Here is a 15,909-nt window from a genome sequence, read left to right as displayed (position 1 = left end):
TCATCCGTGTGTGTTCAAAATTTAAACACACACGGTCATTACCCAATACCAAAATCATTCAACTGCATCAAGAACTAGCCTTCTGCTTACTCGCTGCCAGCATCTTTATTTTTGCAAACCTAATATTGATAAGAGAATCGTAGATTAAATCGATTCGACTTATTCTTTTCATTCGCATTGGTATGACTGAAGTTAAAGATAGCCATGATGCCGTTTTTCCAAATCATATCGGCACCCAACGAAACCAATACCACTCGCCGATCTAAATCATTATTCGGCACTAAATACACGGCATCGGGCATGTCGACGTAATTGATTTTCAAGCTATCGCGTCTAGCAAAATCTCGTTGCAATTCAAGCTTAAAGCGTGGAATCAATTCCCCCCAAGAAGTCGCAAGCTTGATCTCGCTATTGAATCCTAACGTACTGCGTTGGCTTTGCATTGTCTGTTTATGGTAATGCAATAGATAAGCACCACCGCCAGATTCCGAAAATGGATCTAATTTAAGTTTCGTTAAATCGAGGCGCAAATATGGAATCAAGAGAACTTTGCCAAAACTCACATCGCTACTAAGCGCGCCAGAACTAATCATTTGCGTACCTTTCCATTCGCCATAAGCAAGCGCTTTATCGTGAACATCAAACCGAGCGAAACGATCTTGAATTTGATTCACACCTATCATGAAAGAAAAACGCATCGACGGGAATAATTGCGTCGTCAAATAGCTTGCTGCGGTATTGGCACTTGCCTTCATAAACGAAAGATCTCGCTCAGATTCGCTATGGTCACGTGCGTAACCCAGTCCAAAACCAATATGCGTTTGTCCACCTGCAAAACAACGATCGCCACCCGCGCTCAATCCAAAAGTCGAGTACTTCAAACCATTCATCATGCGATAGCGTCCCGCACTATTTAAACCAGAAACCCAATACGAGATTGGACCGCATTCAGTCACATTATTCTGACCTGCAGTATTTTTTCCGTTCGCTGATTGCGACGCTAAACTCAACATGCGCCCATTAAAGTGTTCAATTTGTGTTTGTTCAAAATGGCGAACCGCCGCTGTATTTGCGGCAAACATCGCGATAACGCCCGGATCTTTTGAAGGGTCGGGACGAGGAACAACGGTGATCAATAATTGTGCAGGATTCGAAGTACCACCAATCGCTGTCGCGGTTAGTTGCAGGCTATCTAATCCAACATAACCAGCAGTTGAACTATACGTCAACACAGTTCCACTAATACTAGCGACGCCATGGGTCGGTGAACTATTCAAACGAATACTTACACCATTAAACATCGGGCCTGAGATTAAACTCGCCAAATCAATACTAGCGCTACGGCCAGTCTCGACCGTCAAGCTCGCATCCTTGAACACCGGCGCTGCAGCGACCACCGAAATCTGTATCGTCGCAGAAGCAAAACTACCATTCGCACCAACAACGGCATAAGTCACACTATCCGAACCAACAAAGTTTGGCTTCGGTGTGTAATTCAATGCCAGCCCTTGCACCACAGCGGTCCCTTGTGTCGCAGGCGTAGTCAAATTCAACCCTACCGCACCTGAGAGTGACAGAACAGGTAAAACGTTGTTAGCACTATTTGCTTGAACTGTGATGTTGTTTGATGCGCCAGTAATAGGCCTCACCACAATTGCCAAACTTACTGCATTCGACACTCCGCCTGGACCAGTTGCGGATGCTGTCACAGTATCATCGCCAACATAACCCGCGTTGGGCGTGTACAAGATGTCAGTCCCTCGAATTATTGTAGTTCCATGATTTGCCGGCGTATTAATGTTAATGGCTGTTGCGATACCGACAGTTTTTGGAATAATGAGATTGGCACTACTATTGGCAACGACTTCAAAGCTTGCAGGACTTAATACTGGAGCAAGCGCTTCTACATTGATCGTAATCATCACCGGAGCAGATGTTCCACCTGGCCCAATTGCTCTGATGGCGACACGATCAACACCATAAAATCCGGGCTCTGGCACATACCGAATAGCTAGTCCCTCAACCGTCGCGACGCCGCGACTTGGAGGCGTCGCAATATCGATCGCGCTTGCACCGCCACTGATGGTCGGCGTAATCAAGGCAGTAGTACTGTTAGCAGTCACTTGGACGCTGCTTGTTTCAATTACGGGAGTCGCTTCTGTCACACTGATCGACATCGTCACTAACGCGGAGCTTCCACCTGGACCAATAGCTTGATAACGCAAAGAATCGCTACCGAGGTATGAAGTATTTGGCGTATAAACGATGCTTGAACCGCGAACAACTGCAGTCCCATGTGAGGGCGCACTAGCTATCGAAATCGAACTAAAATCTCCAGAAATTGTAGGTATCAGATTATTGCCCGTGCTGTTTTTGCTGACTGTATGGGTTGAATCCGTTGCCACTGGTGCAGGAACTGAGGGAGGCGTTACTGTAATCACGATCGTGGTGGTGTAAGCAATTGGTGCAGAAAAAAAAGTTGCACTTACATTCACGGTTACCGTGTAAGTGCCAGTTGCACTTGGCGTCCCCGAAATCACTAGTTCATGATTTGATGTTGCTGGCGGGGGCTTCGGAATCGTCGAACTTGAGATGCCCGGAGGTAACGCCCCAACCACGGTATAAACATTGTCTTGCGTTCCGGTGCCAGCAAAGTTACCTGAGAATGCCTGCCCTTGCGCCATCGATAAATTTACTGTCGCACCACTGTTTAGAGTCGTTTGCGCTTGAACCAGGCTAGAAGTACCCATCAAGATCAGCATAACTTGCAGCAAAACATGGTGGGCGCGAATACGCTGCTTGACTCGCCAATACACTAACAAAAACATCAATGACATTAGTTCTATCGTTTGCATATCATCCCCCCCGGATTTCGCCTGATGTGAAACTTACTTATTGGTTTTAATTACCAATTTAATTAGATAAGTTAAAAAAGTGTACATCTCAAATCAAGCAAGCGATACAAGATGTCTCTTTTCAGCATATCCATAGCTTGATTACATCAAACCTAATTTTGGACAGGTGGACTCATTTGCTTAACAAATCACGTACAGGAGACGGAAGCATTTCTAAAAACGTATGAAACGAGAGATCTAAAAAAAATAAAGTGACCTCCACAATCGCGATTGTAAATAAGCGTAAAGTTGATCGAATCAGCGCACAAACTTGCTTACAATTCAGGTAATACATTGAAAATACAGCGAGACAAAGAAATTTTGGCATTTTGTGAATTTTTGTGACATCCAAAATCACATCGACTGCGTTATGAGCACACAGGTAGTAACACTGACACTTTCAACTATTCAAATGTGCGAAAGAAACATCATGAATATACTGCAACACCGCAAGAAAATCGCTAGTCTCACCGCCCTCGCCATCGGTTCCTGGTTTGTAATCAGTGCAGCGCAGGCGCAAAATAATCTGCCACCGCCACCGCAATCAAGCGCACCAAACAATGTGCAAAACGGCACCGAGGATCAAAATTATGAACCGCCCAGCCGTGTCGCACGCGTCGGTTACGCATTCGGCAACATTAGCTTTGCTGATGCGGGTAGTAACCAATGGGTTCCTTTATTGGCCAATCGCCCTATTTCAACTGGCGATAGTGTCTCGGTTCCTGACGGCGGTCGTGCCGAATTGCAGGTGGGCGCGAATGCATTACGTTTGCACGAACGAACCCGGATTAGTTTCATCACATTAAATGATGAAAACACGCAAATTCAATTGTCGCAAGGTAGCATAGTATTACGTGTGCGCGCCTTACAAGAGCGAGAGAATTTTGAAATTAATACGCCCAATCTCAGTTTCTCTATTCAAGAACCTGGTGAATACCGCATCAATGTCAATGATGACAATACAAGTACCGTGATGGTTCGACGTGGCATTGGAGTCGCTCAAGGTGATCGCGATATCATCACCTTACGTGAGGGCGAACAAACCCGCTTCTCCGGCACCAACTTAAATCACACTCAGATTGCACGAGTTCCTCCATTCGATAGTTTCGATCAATGGGCAGCCGATCGTGATCGTGCGGAGGAGAATTCGATTTCTGCCCGCTACGTGCCACGCGATATGGTTGGCTACCAACAATTAGATGAATACGGCGTATGGGATACGCATGTTGAATATGGCGCGATTTGGTATCCACGCGGCATTTCCGTTGGCTGGGCACCTTACCGTGATGGCAAATGGGTTTGGGTTGCACCTTGGGGCTGGACTTGGGTAGATCGAGCGCCTTGGGGCTTTGCACCTTACCACTATGGTCGTTGGGCCTATGTCGGCAAACGCTGGGGCTGGGTACCTGGTCGCTATGAGCGGCATCACCGCGCAGTCTACGCCCCAGCACTAGTCGCATGGGTTGGCGTCGGTAGCGGAGGCTTAAGTGCAGGAATCAATCTGAGCTCTCGCCATAGTCATGGCCCATCAGTATCGTGGTTCCCGCTTGGGCCTGGCGAAGTTTATCACCCGCATTACACACGCAGTTCACGCTATATCCAACATGTGAATCAAACAGTGATTGTCAATCACACTACAGTGATAAATCGCTCATCTCGTGGCTATGACGCTTATCGGAATGATCGCTATCGCAATCAACATGTACACAACGCCATCACCTCAGTGCCGACCCAAACCTTCGTACGTGGCGACCATGTATTTCCAGCTTCTTCTTCGCTTAGGTCGTCAGACACCAAGAATATACGCGTCAATCTTGATGGACCGAACTTAGTGCCTGAGAAAAACAATCGGTTTGGCGATGCGCGTCCTCGCAACTGGCAAGAAAATGATCAGCTCCGTAGCCGACCAACTATCTCTGGGTCAAATCGCGGTGAACCAATCAAAATCAATGATGCAGGCAGAATCAATCGTTACGACGATAATCGTTCGGACAATCGCGCTGTTGATAATGATCGATTTGGGCGCGCAGACAGAACAGAAGTGCGTCGCCCTGAAATTCGTACAGAGAGTAGCCTAGCAACGACAAACACGATACCGCAGTCACGCAACTTGAATGCTTCAGATCGTAACAGCGTGAATGCACAGCGATTTGAACGCCCTACACAAACCGAATCGCGTGGATTTAATTCAGCAGAATCAATGCCACAACAAAATGCGACGATAGCAACGCAAGCACCGAATAATTCATCCTCGGGTATTCGCACGATAGAAGAAATGTCTGCTGAACGAAATAACCAAAGAATACGAATGAATCGCATCGATCCAATTCGAGAATATCGCAATGATGTCAACAGCAATCCCACTGTGAATCCAGTGCCACAGTCGAATGCGGAAATGACTGTCAATCGACCAGTCAATATCAGCAATGAGCGCAATGTTGAACGAGTGGATCGATTTGATCGCTCTGATCGTATAGAGCGTCGCATTGATCGAGCAGATCGGGCACCCGAGCGCATGCAAGAACGTACTCAAGAGCGTCCACAAGCGACAATCCAACGAGAAATGCCACGCGAGATTTCACAGCCAAGACAAGAAGTTAGAATGGCTGAACCACGACGTGAAACTGCGCCAGTGATGCGAGTTGAGCGCCCTGAACGAGAAAAGACTTCGGAGAATAAAAAAGAATCTAGACGTGAAGTACACGAACAGTAATTAAAACCGCATTGCAGTTGATAAAGGAAATAGGGAGTGCTGATTATCAGAACTCCCTATTTTTATATGTAAATCATTCAGACTTGATGCCTATAAATCACACGTCTGATTCACCAAAGGCGAAGCACGCAAAAATGAAATAGATGCTCAATACTTTGCCGCTTGTCCAGGTGCTGGTGTCGCCTTCTTAATGAACTCACGGATGTGTTCATTCGATGTCACCAAATCCTCAGAACGCAGATACATCATGTGACCACTACGGTAGCCTTTAAACTCCATGCGATCTTTCATCTTGCCGCTAGGATCAATCTGCCACATCGTGTACTTAGCGTCGAAATAATTAGTCGCGCCATCATAGTAGCCTGATTGCACCAACAAACGCATGTAGGGATTTTCTGCCATCGCTAAACGCAAATCCTCACCAGTATTATCATTGCTGTTATCCCATGGACGCACTGGGCCGAACATATTGTACTTAACGTCGGTCTTATACTTTAAGACGTCGCGCAAATAGTGATTAATCGCTGGTGTGAAAGAATGCAGCCATGAAGTCAACTCAGCATTGTAGTCTGGCCCACTACCCGCTTCGATACGATCAATCCCTAAGTAGCGCGAATCTAAACGACCAATCGTCTGGCCACGCGTGCGTAATAATTCTTTCCAGAAATAGGCTGGAGGCATCGCTAAATTGTGCTGCATGATCGCTGTTTCAGATACTCCAGCGTATCGCGCAACTTTGGCAGCTATGTGTTGGCGCTGCACTGGATCGATGAAACCACCTTTCGACAATGCAGGAATAAATTCATTTAAGGTGAAGTTTTCGGATTCCGCCAATACCTCATTCAAATCACGTTTTTGTAAATCTGCTGGTAGTACTTTATGATGCCATGCAGTCGCCGTGTAATAAGGCAAGTTCAAAGCATCTTTCACTGGACCATCGCGCTTAATACCCAAGCCAGTTGGCGATACCAAAATGACTCCGTTCAAATACATCCAATGATTGTTTTGCAGCTCTTTCGCCAAACCAGAAACGCGGGTCGTTCCATAGCTTTCACCAATCAAATATTTTGGTGAATTCCAACGGCTGGTACGTGACACAAAGGTATTCAGCCATTCAGCCAGATAAGCAATATCAGCATTCACACCAAAAAACTGTGACCGATCCGCTTTAGGGTCTAAGATACGTGAGAAACCCGTATTAACCGGATCGATATACACGATGTCTGCAACATCAAGAATCGAATGCGGATTATCGCGCACGCCATACGGTTGCACTGGATAACCTTCGTCATCGATATTCAACATTTTCGGACCGGTGTAAGCAACATGCATCCACACTGAAGCAGAACCTGGTCCACCATTAAACGAGATTACCAAAGGGCGTTTATCTTTGTTTGTCACATCGCTACGTTGATAGTAGGTATAGAACAAAGAAGCAATCACTTTGCCGTCTTTGTCCCACACTGGTTGCGTACCGGCAGTGGCTTTGTAAGGAACCAGCTTGCCCTTGATTGTGACTTGCCCAGTAGAATGCACCGCTGATTCGGCAGGCAATAAACGCTCATTCACCGCCGCAGCTTTTGACTTATCTACTGATGCTGCTGAAACTGCTGTTGTAGCATTCGCTGGATTAGCAGCGCTATTGCTATCTTGTGCGTATGCATTTGCAACGCAAAAGGCCATGCTAGCCAATAAGAATTTTGTAGTTTTCATCGTCTCGGTATTCCATTATCTTTGTTATATGTTGATCGACACTATTGAATCATCAATTGAGCAAGATCACTTTTTACAACACGCACAGCAATACAGCTTGCGCCCTTTGTTGCACCTACTACTACCTAATTTGCGACTTATAGAAGCTCTGAAACGCTTTTAACAAGCAGCGCTTTGGAAGGAAAATATAAGAAAAAGTTCCCCTGCTAATTTTGTTCGCTTTAGAATGACAACACAAGCGATTGATATAGCGATAATCAACAATAACTATCGACAAACAACGTTAACAAAAAATCGCTTCACAATACAACAAATTGTGTGAGTTCTCACCCAGTCAAAAAGACCACTACACTATCGTCAAAGACTGAGTCATTTGCATTGAGATTCAGTGATTTATAATTGGGCTAGAAAGTCGATCATGCCAAATACTTACAATAGAAATGAATAGGAATACATCATGAGCAACAATACCGACATCGAAATCTGCGGCAGTTTCAAAGCAACCGACGCCACTGGCAAAGAACATAGCATCAAAGGCATTCGCATTTACGATGAAGGCTATGGGATTATCGACGTGTTCGTCGACTTCGCCGCGCCAATGGAAGCGGGAACCTACAGAGACAAAACGCTGGTACAACAAATTCTGAGTCAATTGCGCAAGATTGGCTATGTTGGACCGGACTTTGAAGCGACCGATCCCAGCTTACAAGAACGCAAAATGATCGTATTAGAAGCACCTGAAGAATTCTGCCAGTTTGCAAAAACCAAGGGCTGGAAAAATTTAGCGGAAGAGTTTGAATGAACTTGCTCAAGCAAACGCCAAAATAAGTAAATGGAAAGAAGCGAAGAAATCAATAAAACTACCTTCATCAAAACAAAACAAGCGCAAAAAGCCTTTCGCTTCTTGCGCTTGTTTTATTCAAGCTCTCGATTTTCAAAAAAGCCGCGCTTAGGTAGGATCGATAACTCCCATCGCAATCATTCTCAACGCCGTCATACTCGGAACGAAGAAATACTCGCCGCCGCGGGTTTCCACCAAACGCGGGATCTTACTCAAGAAATACGGAGCTTGATCGCTATCAGGATCTACTTGCAGCACCGCTTTACTCGGAAATTGTTCGTCCGCACTATGATTCCCTAGCAAAATTTCTTTATCGCTACCCGCTTGAAAATCATTACCGTAGTTGATCCATTGCTGTTGCACAAATTCGAATTGGCGAGCGATATCTGCGTTCAGCATCATAATCACAATGCCATGATTACCATCATCCCGACTACGATCCTTCACCTGTCCATAAGGCAAGCCACGACGCAAGAGTCGACGACGGTTAGTTAGGGCACCTGGCGTATCGAAAGCATCTTTATTGAAGATCATACTACCGGGCTTTTCGCCTTTGACCATCTCTAATGAAGCACGAGGATTGATCCGACGTATGTGCGCACTGAATGGACATTTCGCGCCACTCATATCGTCATCGTAGGTGAAGTCACTCAGCAATTTATCTTTACCTTGTTGATCTGCGCCCATCAATGCCATATCGAATTTTGCTTTACTTTCTGCATCAGGAGCTTTAACTAATGGCGCACCGTTATCACGCCAACGTCCTACAAATTTGGCAGCTAATAACTCTTTACCGCCTGGGTATTTTTTCCCATGTTCTTCTAAATACGCATCAAAAGTGGCGACATTTTCATGCAATTTGCGATAAACCATATAGGTGCCATTGCGTGATAACAGTATCGGTTGTGGTGCTGGTGGATATTCACGTGCTTCATCAATATGACCTAACAAAAATTCACCAGTTGCCAATGGCGCCCAACTGCCATCGTCCATTTGCTTGCCACGGCCTTCTACATTCAAGTCATAATTTGGTGCTCCTTCAAAGACTGGATCACCAATACCATCGGTATAACCAAAGTGTTCTTTCGAGGTTGGCTTGCCATCTTCCATGACCACTTTAACGTCTTGGTAATCGAGCAGCTGCCCATCGTCAGCACGATGTCCGCCTAAAATCACCACGCCACCTTGATGTTGCTCCACTACCGACAACAACCATTGATAACTCTCCTCAAGCAACGCGGGAAGTCGCGCATTTAAAGAAATAAAAATATGCACATCGCGTTCACGTGTTTCGCGATTGCCAACCCAAATTGGGTCCCAGTGTTCAGGAGAACTAGCACCATCGTCTCCCAAAATATCACGCCTATCTTTCATGCCAGCGACGAATTCACGCGAAAAGCCAATCAAGGACGCACGTGGTAAATCTAACTCTTTTAAACCTTGATACGCAAAAGCGATATTCACCGTCCAATTCGGCTGTTTAATTTGCCCTGCGCCATCACCCCACTCGACTGCGGTTGTCACACGCTTGCTTACGGCAGCAACAAAAGCACGACCAAGATCAGAATCTCGAATATTCAAAAAAACATAGCGCGCGACAGGATAACCAAAACGCCCATATGCGCGAATCACATTACCCTGTATGTCAGTTAAATCTAATTGTTTAGTCACAGCATCACCTATTTATAGTCTGTATTTACCGGCGGACCAAGTCGGCGCGGCGAGATTGGTCGGAGCAACGCGCTGCATAAACGCTTGCAAATTCATTTTGATCGTCGCCGCATCTAAGCCTTGATTTTCAATGGTGAACTTAGCAAATTCTTGCTTGAGATAGAGCGCCTTTAATTGTTCTTCTAGCGGTTCATCATTCGAACCATTAAAAAACAAGGAAGCTGGCAACTGGCATTTCTTCATGTAACGAATAAATGACTCTGCATCATGCACTGAATCAAAGCCGTAACAGTATTGCCAAATCGCTTGAATACGCGCACTAATTGCTTGCCACATTCCGCGTAGATAGCCATCAAGATCGGCATTTTCGCCGCCATGAAAATTACAAGAAAACACCAAGTACCGATTTTTTAAATGATCCTCTTTAGGCAAGGTATTACGTCGCACTGAATCGGGCACAGCAGGCAAAAAATCGGTCAATGTATCCAATACGCCACCAGTCGGTAAAGACTCGGTATAAACATCATCTAGCACAAAGAAACGACATAGATAAGTTTGTGGCACCTTCGCCATCGGACTATTGTGTTCAAAATTCCATTGCTGTAACTGATCACGGATCACATCAGCATAGGCAATTTCATCTGCTGTGTAGGCATCCTTGATCGGCGATAAGATGGTCAAAGCATAAGCTCTACCGCTAACATTACCTGCCATGTTGCTCTCCTTTGCTATTGGTAGAGTTCGCCAATTCCATGCCACGATCTAGCATTGCTTGCTCTGCGATTTCTTGTTTTAATCGGCCATCATGCCAGCGTTGGCGACGCTGCACCTGATACGCCGACATACTAATAATCGGGGTTGGGTGCATTTCGCCAAGGTCATGCTGCAAGCCGCGCACCAAAGCGTTATAGCGCTTCATAAACGCTTCATCACTCGCATCTAAGGGCTGCTTTTGAAACGCGATTAATGCATCTTTCACCGCCTTCGCACTCTTGATATCGTTGGATGCTGCTAATGGATAGGCGTTGTAGTAGTGAATGGTTTCAATTTGGTTGTAGCGAATATAGTTATGAAATGGCGTCAGTGGAACCGACTTTGGATAACGGATATTCCACTTCCAAAACAAATCCAAACCACCTGGAATAGCGAAGGTGAATGAATCCACATACTGATCCCAGCTACCGTTAAAGTTACTAAAGAACAGCATATAGGAATAATTTAATTCTTCTCGGGGCTGTTTAGGATCGAGATGCGGAAACTGCTTCCTTCCAATAATCACCCAGCGCGCATAGTGAATCAAAGATAAGGTAATCAAGCCTTTCAGGGTTGAGGGCTTCTTTAATGCTATCCAAAAAATCAACTTATTCAGCCAAACTGTGTACCACCGTATCGGTGTAATCACATTCATGGCATACGCTTTGCCCGCAATATTCGACATGCTCTCCCCTCTTTCCTAAAAAATTTCAAACAACGACAGACTCATCTCAGGCATCTACATCCGAAGTGAGCCGTAACATTTTTACTTATGAATAGCGCAAAAGTTTGCTATTTCAATTTAGTAAAGTCAATTCATACAGAAACTATTTCTTGGTTTCGTCGTATTTCTGAACACTGCAAACAAGTTCTTCGAACATCAAGCAATTACGGTGCCATCCTGCTTGCATAGATTATTGACCGTGACTAACGCATCTCTTGTGCTCCTTTACTCTTAATAAATTGCCTCACACAAGAATGTATAGCCCCTAAAGACAAGTAAGAGAAAATTTACTCAAGAAAATGTAAAGCATGCTTGACATATTTTTTTATTCGTTTATGATGTCAACTAAGCTTTACACAGCAATGTTTTTGAACATGTAAAGCGAGATTGGCACAACACATTAATTAGCATGACGAAAAACCGTCTTGCTTTTTTTATGCAAAGCTGTGTCAAGCCAACTTTACATTTATTTTTTAATGCCAAAGGAAATCTATGTTCAACAATGAATACTCCAAAAAAGAAAAAAAAGACGCGAAAAAATATAGCAGCGAACTAGGAATCAGCATCGTGCTCTACACCGCTGTATTGTTCGCGTCCATTTATATCGCCAAGCCTATGGAAAACGGCTGGTTACGTACCGCCATCGTATTGACACCTATCTTCCCAGCACTTGGCGCGTTCTGGGCCATCATTCGTCATTTTCGACGCATGGACGAATACATGCGCGTTTGGCTACTCGAAGCGCTAGCTCTAGCTGGTGGCTTAACTGCCGTGTTCAGTTTTAGCTATGGTTTTCTAGAAGGAATGGGCTATCCCAAACTAAGCGGCTTTGTGATCTATGTCGTGTTTATGGGCAGCTGGGGCTTAATCACCCTCGTGCGCAAATTTATTTTGGAGCGCGAACAATGAGAAACATCGTAAAAGAACTGCGTACCGAGAAAGAATGGAGCCAAGCAACGCTCGCCGATCATCTAGAAGTATCGCGCCAAACCGTCAATGCAATTGAAACAGGCCGCTATGATCCGAGCTTGCCATTGGCATTCACAATTAGTCGATTATTTGGCAAACCGATTGAGAAGATATTTTTTGAGGATTGAACCTGCCTAAAATAACGACATAAAAAGTACAAATAAAATGACAGCTTATCGAGATCAGATAAGCTGTTTTTTTTATCAGTTATACGTGAACCCTACGCAATCTTAGCAAGATAAGCAATCAATAAAAAACGCCACCTGACTCAAGCCTACAAGCACAAAAGCAATCCGCAAAACTGATCATCATCAAGATAACTGATCGCATGTTTTAATTCCTTTCGCCAATTTAAAAATTTCAACGTAGGCTTATCGAACGGAGCTTGAGTTTGAGCTTGACCTTGAGCTTTATTTCAAAACCAAACAGCCATTTTTAAACATGCAAAGAGGACACTTATGCCACACGATTGCGCACGCCCGCTAGCCGATGCGGGAACTTATGCTTTTGATGCACGCGGCGTTGCTAAACGCTTTCGCCATGCTGCGATTTTTGGCGCACTTTCTGCATTGATGCCGGGAGAAACCATGCGCTTTTGCAATGACCATGATCCAATCCCGCTATTGCATCAAATCGGTGACCACTTTGGTGACAAAATTAAAATGGCGTATATCTCACGCGAACCGGGTGAGATCGTGATCGACTTCTTGGTGACAGCCTAATCCGACTTAGCAATCACTTTAGCGATTAGACTAATTTGTATGTCGATCGGCGCTAAATACGGCGAAATGTTTCGGAAAAATAATTGCGGGATTGAGATCAGCTAAGGCTTGGTACAACTGTTTTCTGTCATAAGAAAAGTTGGGACTCAATGCATAGCTACTTCCATCCCGCATAATGATACGAATCGAACTTAGCGTTGCTTCACTATCCGTCGATTGCCTTACTTCGATGATCTCTAAAGGATTAACCGAAAAAGTCCATTCTTTAAACATAGGATGAAAGGTCGTCAATTCTTTCTGATTCAATCGAATAAAAAAGCTTGCAGGATGACGAAGCAACCACACAATCAGCAACAGCAATAACACTTCAGCGACAATCAGCACCATCAAAATGATGTTTTGTATTTGCTCGAACTGTTCACTACTTCGAACCAAGTATAAAAACGCACCAAGCACCATCGGCAAAAAAATCACATTGATAGCCGCCACCTTTGCTTGCTGCTGTCGACTACGTGCGTAATAAAAAAGGTCTGGTTCTTGCATTGTTGACGCCCATCTCCTGAAATTTCATGAATGCTGGCAAAACATTGAATGCGATTTAAGCTCAGTGTCGCTCAATGATTATGCTGTTGGCGGCTGCTCAGCATGTTCTGTTCCTTCGCCAGGTGTCATAAACACGATGCGGCATGTCTCTTTAACTTTAGCAGTATGCCAAGTTGCTCTGGGCACGATCAATGTTGTTCCAACTTGATCAAACTGAATAGATACGACCTCACCGTTTTGCATCAGCTGAATTTCTGCCGCACCGGCCAGCAGCAGCAATATCTCATCACCCACAGGATGCATTTCCCAACTAGGCCAATCAGCATCGAAGCAATATTCAGCTACCAAAACACAAGACCGAAAATTCTGAAAATTCGCATCCAAATCAGCATAGAGGCTCGGCGACACAGGTACCGTATGAGCGCTCAACGTCGAATCAAGCACGATAAAGTTTGATGACAATGTACTTGCTTTCATAGTGCGTTTCCTCAAGTAGGCAATTGATATGCGATCTCACAATCAAGTTCGTCAAAATTAGCGAAAAGATTAACTAATAATCGATCCAACAGCAGCTAATATTTCATCGATTATGTGAAAAAGTCAGCACAAGGTTGCCTCGCTTACGACCAGAGTCAACATGACGATGTGCTTCGACAATTTGTTCAAATGGAACGCGCCTATCAATCACGGGTTTGAATTTGCCTGCTTCTGCTAGTTCGGCTAAAAATCGCAAGTCTTCCACGCGGGAAGTCACTGGTCCAGCGATAACTTTTTTTCGACTACGCAGCGAAACGAGTGAAGCGCCGAGCATGTCGGTTAATCCAGCCAGCACCAATAGCAAACGTCCATTGTCAGTGAGCGAATCCTTGCAGCGAGCGTATGGAGCCGTTCCTACAGTATCGACAATCACATCATAGCGCTGCGCATTATTAGTAAAATCTTGTTGGGTATAGTCGATGACATGATCCGCGCCTATCGATTTGAGCAATTCCACATTTGCGCCGCTACATACCGCAGTAACATTCGCACCAAAATGTTTAGCCAATTGTACGACTGCGGTACCAACACAGCCCGACGCACCATTCACAAGAACTTTTTCACCTGCTTGTAGCTTCGCACGTCGCAAGAAATCCAAAGCAGTTGTGCCACCAAATGAGAGCGCAGCGGCCTCGTCGTAACTACAGTTCACCGGCTTCAAGGCAATCAATCCAGTGTGTGCCATGCACTTGTACTCAGCATGACACCCCAAAGCTGCGTCACTAAACGCAAAAACATGTTCGCCAACTTTAAAATTGCTCACATTACTTCCAACCGATTCAATCACTCCGGCCAGCTCAGAACCGAGGATAGGCTGCTTTGGTTTTGTTATACCAAACACCAAACGCATAATCCATCCAAATCCAGCCGGCACAGTCAGACTACGAACGCGCCAATCAGCAGAAGTCACCGTGCTCGCCAACACTTTAATCAACACTTCATTTACCTTTGGTTGTGGCCGCGGAATTTCTCTAATCTGAACTACCTCTGGCGCGCCATATCTTTCGTACATTGCTGCTTTCATCTCTGATCCCAATCACGGCTACTGCGTTTTTAAACCAACTAAGCGAAGAATAAATCAATAATCGAACCTAAAAACAAATTCAAATTAATAAATATAATACGCTACATAAGCATTAGTTTAAAGCAACAATAAATCAATTTAAGCGCAGTGCGGATACACCAAGGTGCAGCTGTATAAAAATCAGAGAACGCACAGCCAAGCGCCTTAGCATGGACAACTCAGCGCGAAGTAGCTTGAACCAAAGCCATTGCCTCGGCATAGAGTGGAAACTGCGGCGTGATATCGAAATAAGCAGATGCAAAGCCATCAACGGCTTTTTGGCACTGAACGAGTTTGTCGCCTTTTGAAAAAAATTGTTGAACTATCGCAGACCCTTGCGCCACTACGATATCGCGGTAATGTTTTTTCTCACTCTCCAAACCATCGTTGCCACGCTTGGACGCAATCTCGGCAAACAAGGCATTTTGGTACTTAGTTAGAGCATCAACAAATTTCGCATTTCGTCCTAACCAAGCGGTTTGGGTTTCTTTGACATACGACTCCGGCTTATTCAACAAGGTCTGACACTCTTTGGCTAAAGTCCCAACAACGAGGTACTGCATTCCAATAATCGTATGCGCCTCCGTCAACGCTGCTGAGGTCTGAATACCTGCAACTTGCGCCGCCACATTTTTTGAAAACAGTGCGATAACACAAGCGGTACACAAAACAATCATGCGCATATGAGTTCTCCTTTAGTCAAGTGATTCAATTCAAACGATCAAACTAAAACAATATCTCGTCATAAATATGCCTAATGGTCACG

Annotated in this window: 14 protein-coding genes; 5 read left to right on the top strand and 9 right to left on the bottom strand. The window is 44.9% G+C overall.

All coding sequences use genetic code 11. The features are described 5' to 3' along the window. Window positions 1-119 precede the first annotated feature (119 nt). Window positions 120-2,855 carry an autotransporter outer membrane beta-barrel domain-containing protein gene (locus tag KDM92_RS09985; protein WP_212684206.1) on the bottom strand — a complete coding sequence of 912 codons (2,736 nt, stop codon included), beginning with the start codon at window positions 2,853-2,855 and terminating at the stop codon, window positions 120-122. A gap of 469 nt (window positions 2,856-3,324) precedes the next feature. Here KDM92_RS09985 and KDM92_RS09980 point away from each other — a divergent pair, with 469 nt between their 5' ends. Then, window positions 3,325-5,607, top strand: a complete 2,283-nt coding sequence (locus tag KDM92_RS09980) for a DUF6600 domain-containing protein (protein ID WP_212684205.1) — start codon at window positions 3,325-3,327, stop codon at window positions 5,605-5,607. 147 nt (window positions 5,608-5,754) lie between these two features. Here the strand turns inward: KDM92_RS09980 and KDM92_RS09975 are convergent, their stop codons facing one another. Continuing rightward, window positions 5,755-7,320: a S10 family peptidase gene (locus KDM92_RS09975; protein WP_230408277.1), complete on the bottom strand. Its 1,566-nt coding sequence runs from the start codon at window positions 7,318-7,320 to the stop codon at window positions 5,755-5,757. A gap of 457 nt (window positions 7,321-7,777) precedes the next feature. Between KDM92_RS09975 and KDM92_RS09970 the strand changes: the two genes are divergently transcribed. Then, window positions 7,778-8,122 carry a hypothetical protein gene (locus KDM92_RS09970; protein ID WP_212684204.1) on the top strand — a complete coding sequence of 115 codons (345 nt, stop codon included), beginning with the start codon at window positions 7,778-7,780 and terminating at the stop codon, window positions 8,120-8,122. A 147-nt stretch (window positions 8,123-8,269) separates the two neighbouring features. Here the strand turns inward: KDM92_RS09970 and KDM92_RS09965 are convergent, their stop codons facing one another. Genes KDM92_RS09965 through KDM92_RS09955 form a run of 3 tightly spaced genes read right to left on the bottom strand, consistent with a single transcriptional unit; the run spans window position 8,270 to window position 11,270 of the window. Next, window positions 8,270-9,832, bottom strand: a complete 1,563-nt coding sequence (locus KDM92_RS09965) for a Dyp-type peroxidase (protein WP_212684203.1) — start codon at window positions 9,830-9,832, stop codon at window positions 8,270-8,272. A 12-nt stretch (window positions 9,833-9,844) separates the two neighbouring features. After that, a complete protein-coding gene (locus KDM92_RS09960) occupies window positions 9,845-10,546 on the bottom strand; it encodes a hypothetical protein (RefSeq protein WP_212684202.1) in 702 nt (233 codons plus the stop codon). Continuing rightward, window positions 10,536-11,270: a hypothetical protein gene (locus KDM92_RS09955; protein WP_212684201.1), complete on the bottom strand. Its 735-nt coding sequence runs from the start codon at window positions 11,268-11,270 to the stop codon at window positions 10,536-10,538. The genes KDM92_RS09960 and KDM92_RS09955 overlap by 11 nt, the downstream gene beginning before the upstream one ends. Before the next feature lie 531 nt (window positions 11,271-11,801). Between KDM92_RS09955 and KDM92_RS09950 the strand changes: the two genes are divergently transcribed. The 3 genes from KDM92_RS09950 to KDM92_RS09940 all read left to right on the top strand — a co-directional run bounded on the left by KDM92_RS09950 (window position 11,802) and on the right by KDM92_RS09940 (window position 13,000). After that, complete coding sequence (locus KDM92_RS09950; RefSeq protein ID WP_212684200.1) at window positions 11,802-12,218, top strand: hypothetical protein; 417 nt, start codon at window positions 11,802-11,804, stop codon at window positions 12,216-12,218. Beyond that, window positions 12,215-12,406, top strand: a complete 192-nt coding sequence (locus tag KDM92_RS09945) for a helix-turn-helix transcriptional regulator (protein WP_189346466.1) — start codon at window positions 12,215-12,217, stop codon at window positions 12,404-12,406. The genes KDM92_RS09950 and KDM92_RS09945 overlap by 4 nt, the downstream gene beginning before the upstream one ends. 330 nt (window positions 12,407-12,736) lie before the next feature. Then, a complete protein-coding gene (locus tag KDM92_RS09940) occupies window positions 12,737-13,000 on the top strand; it encodes a DUF2249 domain-containing protein (RefSeq protein ID WP_212684199.1) in 264 nt (87 codons plus the stop codon). A gap of 30 nt (window positions 13,001-13,030) precedes the next feature. Here the strand turns inward: KDM92_RS09940 and KDM92_RS09935 are convergent, their stop codons facing one another. The 4 genes from KDM92_RS09935 to KDM92_RS09920 all read right to left on the bottom strand — a co-directional run bounded on the left by KDM92_RS09935 (window position 13,031) and on the right by KDM92_RS09920 (window position 15,826). Further along, window positions 13,031-13,543 (bottom strand): hypothetical protein, encoded by a 513-nt coding sequence (locus tag KDM92_RS09935; protein ID WP_212684198.1) that lies wholly within the window; start codon window positions 13,541-13,543, stop codon window positions 13,031-13,033. 78 nt (window positions 13,544-13,621) lie between these two features. Beyond that, window positions 13,622-14,020 carry a cupin domain-containing protein gene (locus KDM92_RS09930; RefSeq protein WP_212684197.1) on the bottom strand — a complete coding sequence of 133 codons (399 nt, stop codon included), beginning with the start codon at window positions 14,018-14,020 and terminating at the stop codon, window positions 13,622-13,624. 103 nt (window positions 14,021-14,123) lie between these two features. Beyond that, the gene (locus KDM92_RS09925) at window positions 14,124-15,104 is read right to left on the bottom strand and encodes an NAD(P)-dependent alcohol dehydrogenase (RefSeq protein WP_212684196.1); all 981 of its coding nucleotides are present in this window, start codon (window positions 15,102-15,104) and stop codon (window positions 14,124-14,126) included. A 218-nt stretch (window positions 15,105-15,322) separates the two neighbouring features. Further along, window positions 15,323-15,826 carry a hypothetical protein gene (locus tag KDM92_RS09920; protein ID WP_212684195.1) on the bottom strand — a complete coding sequence of 168 codons (504 nt, stop codon included), beginning with the start codon at window positions 15,824-15,826 and terminating at the stop codon, window positions 15,323-15,325. Between the last annotated feature and the right edge of the window lie 83 nt (window positions 15,827-15,909).

Origin of the sequence: Affinundibacterium baiyunense (assembly GCF_018139645.1) — a bacterium.
Taxonomy (GTDB): domain Bacteria; phylum Pseudomonadota; class Gammaproteobacteria; order Burkholderiales; family Burkholderiaceae_D; genus Undibacterium; species Undibacterium baiyunense.
Note: the sequence above shows the minus strand (reverse complement) of the source record. Positions and strands in the feature narration are given on the sequence as shown.

What these genes read in the sequence shown, in the direction of transcription:
- KDM92_RS09950 (WP_212684200.1), top strand. Translation starts at nt 11,802, where the DNA reads ATGTTCAACAATGAATACTCCAAAAAAGAAAAAAAAGACGCGAAAAAA.
- KDM92_RS09955 (WP_212684201.1), bottom strand. Translation starts at nt 11,270, where the DNA reads ATGTCGAATATTGCGGGCAAAGCGTATGCCATGAATGTGATTACACCG.
- KDM92_RS09930 (WP_212684197.1), bottom strand. Translation starts at nt 14,020, where the DNA reads ATGAAAGCAAGTACATTGTCATCAAACTTTATCGTGCTTGATTCGACG.
- KDM92_RS09960 (WP_212684202.1), bottom strand. Translation starts at nt 10,546, where the DNA reads ATGGCAGGTAATGTTAGCGGTAGAGCTTATGCTTTGACCATCTTATCG.
- KDM92_RS09970 (WP_212684204.1), top strand. Translation starts at nt 7,778, where the DNA reads ATGAGCAACAATACCGACATCGAAATCTGCGGCAGTTTCAAAGCAACC.
- KDM92_RS09925 (WP_212684196.1), bottom strand. Translation starts at nt 15,104, where the DNA reads ATGAAAGCAGCAATGTACGAAAGATATGGCGCGCCAGAGGTAGTTCAG.
- KDM92_RS09935 (WP_212684198.1), bottom strand. Translation starts at nt 13,543, where the DNA reads ATGCAAGAACCAGACCTTTTTTATTACGCACGTAGTCGACAGCAGCAA.
- KDM92_RS09920 (WP_212684195.1), bottom strand. Translation starts at nt 15,826, where the DNA reads ATGCGCATGATTGTTTTGTGTACCGCTTGTGTTATCGCACTGTTTTCA.
- KDM92_RS09985 (WP_212684206.1), bottom strand. Translation starts at nt 2,855, where the DNA reads ATGCAAACGATAGAACTAATGTCATTGATGTTTTTGTTAGTGTATTGG.
- KDM92_RS09945 (WP_189346466.1), top strand. Translation starts at nt 12,215, where the DNA reads ATGAGAAACATCGTAAAAGAACTGCGTACCGAGAAAGAATGGAGCCAA.
- KDM92_RS09940 (WP_212684199.1), top strand. Translation starts at nt 12,737, where the DNA reads ATGCCACACGATTGCGCACGCCCGCTAGCCGATGCGGGAACTTATGCT.
- KDM92_RS09980 (WP_212684205.1), top strand. Translation starts at nt 3,325, where the DNA reads ATGAATATACTGCAACACCGCAAGAAAATCGCTAGTCTCACCGCCCTC.
- KDM92_RS09975 (WP_230408277.1), bottom strand. Translation starts at nt 7,320, where the DNA reads ATGAAAACTACAAAATTCTTATTGGCTAGCATGGCCTTTTGCGTTGCA.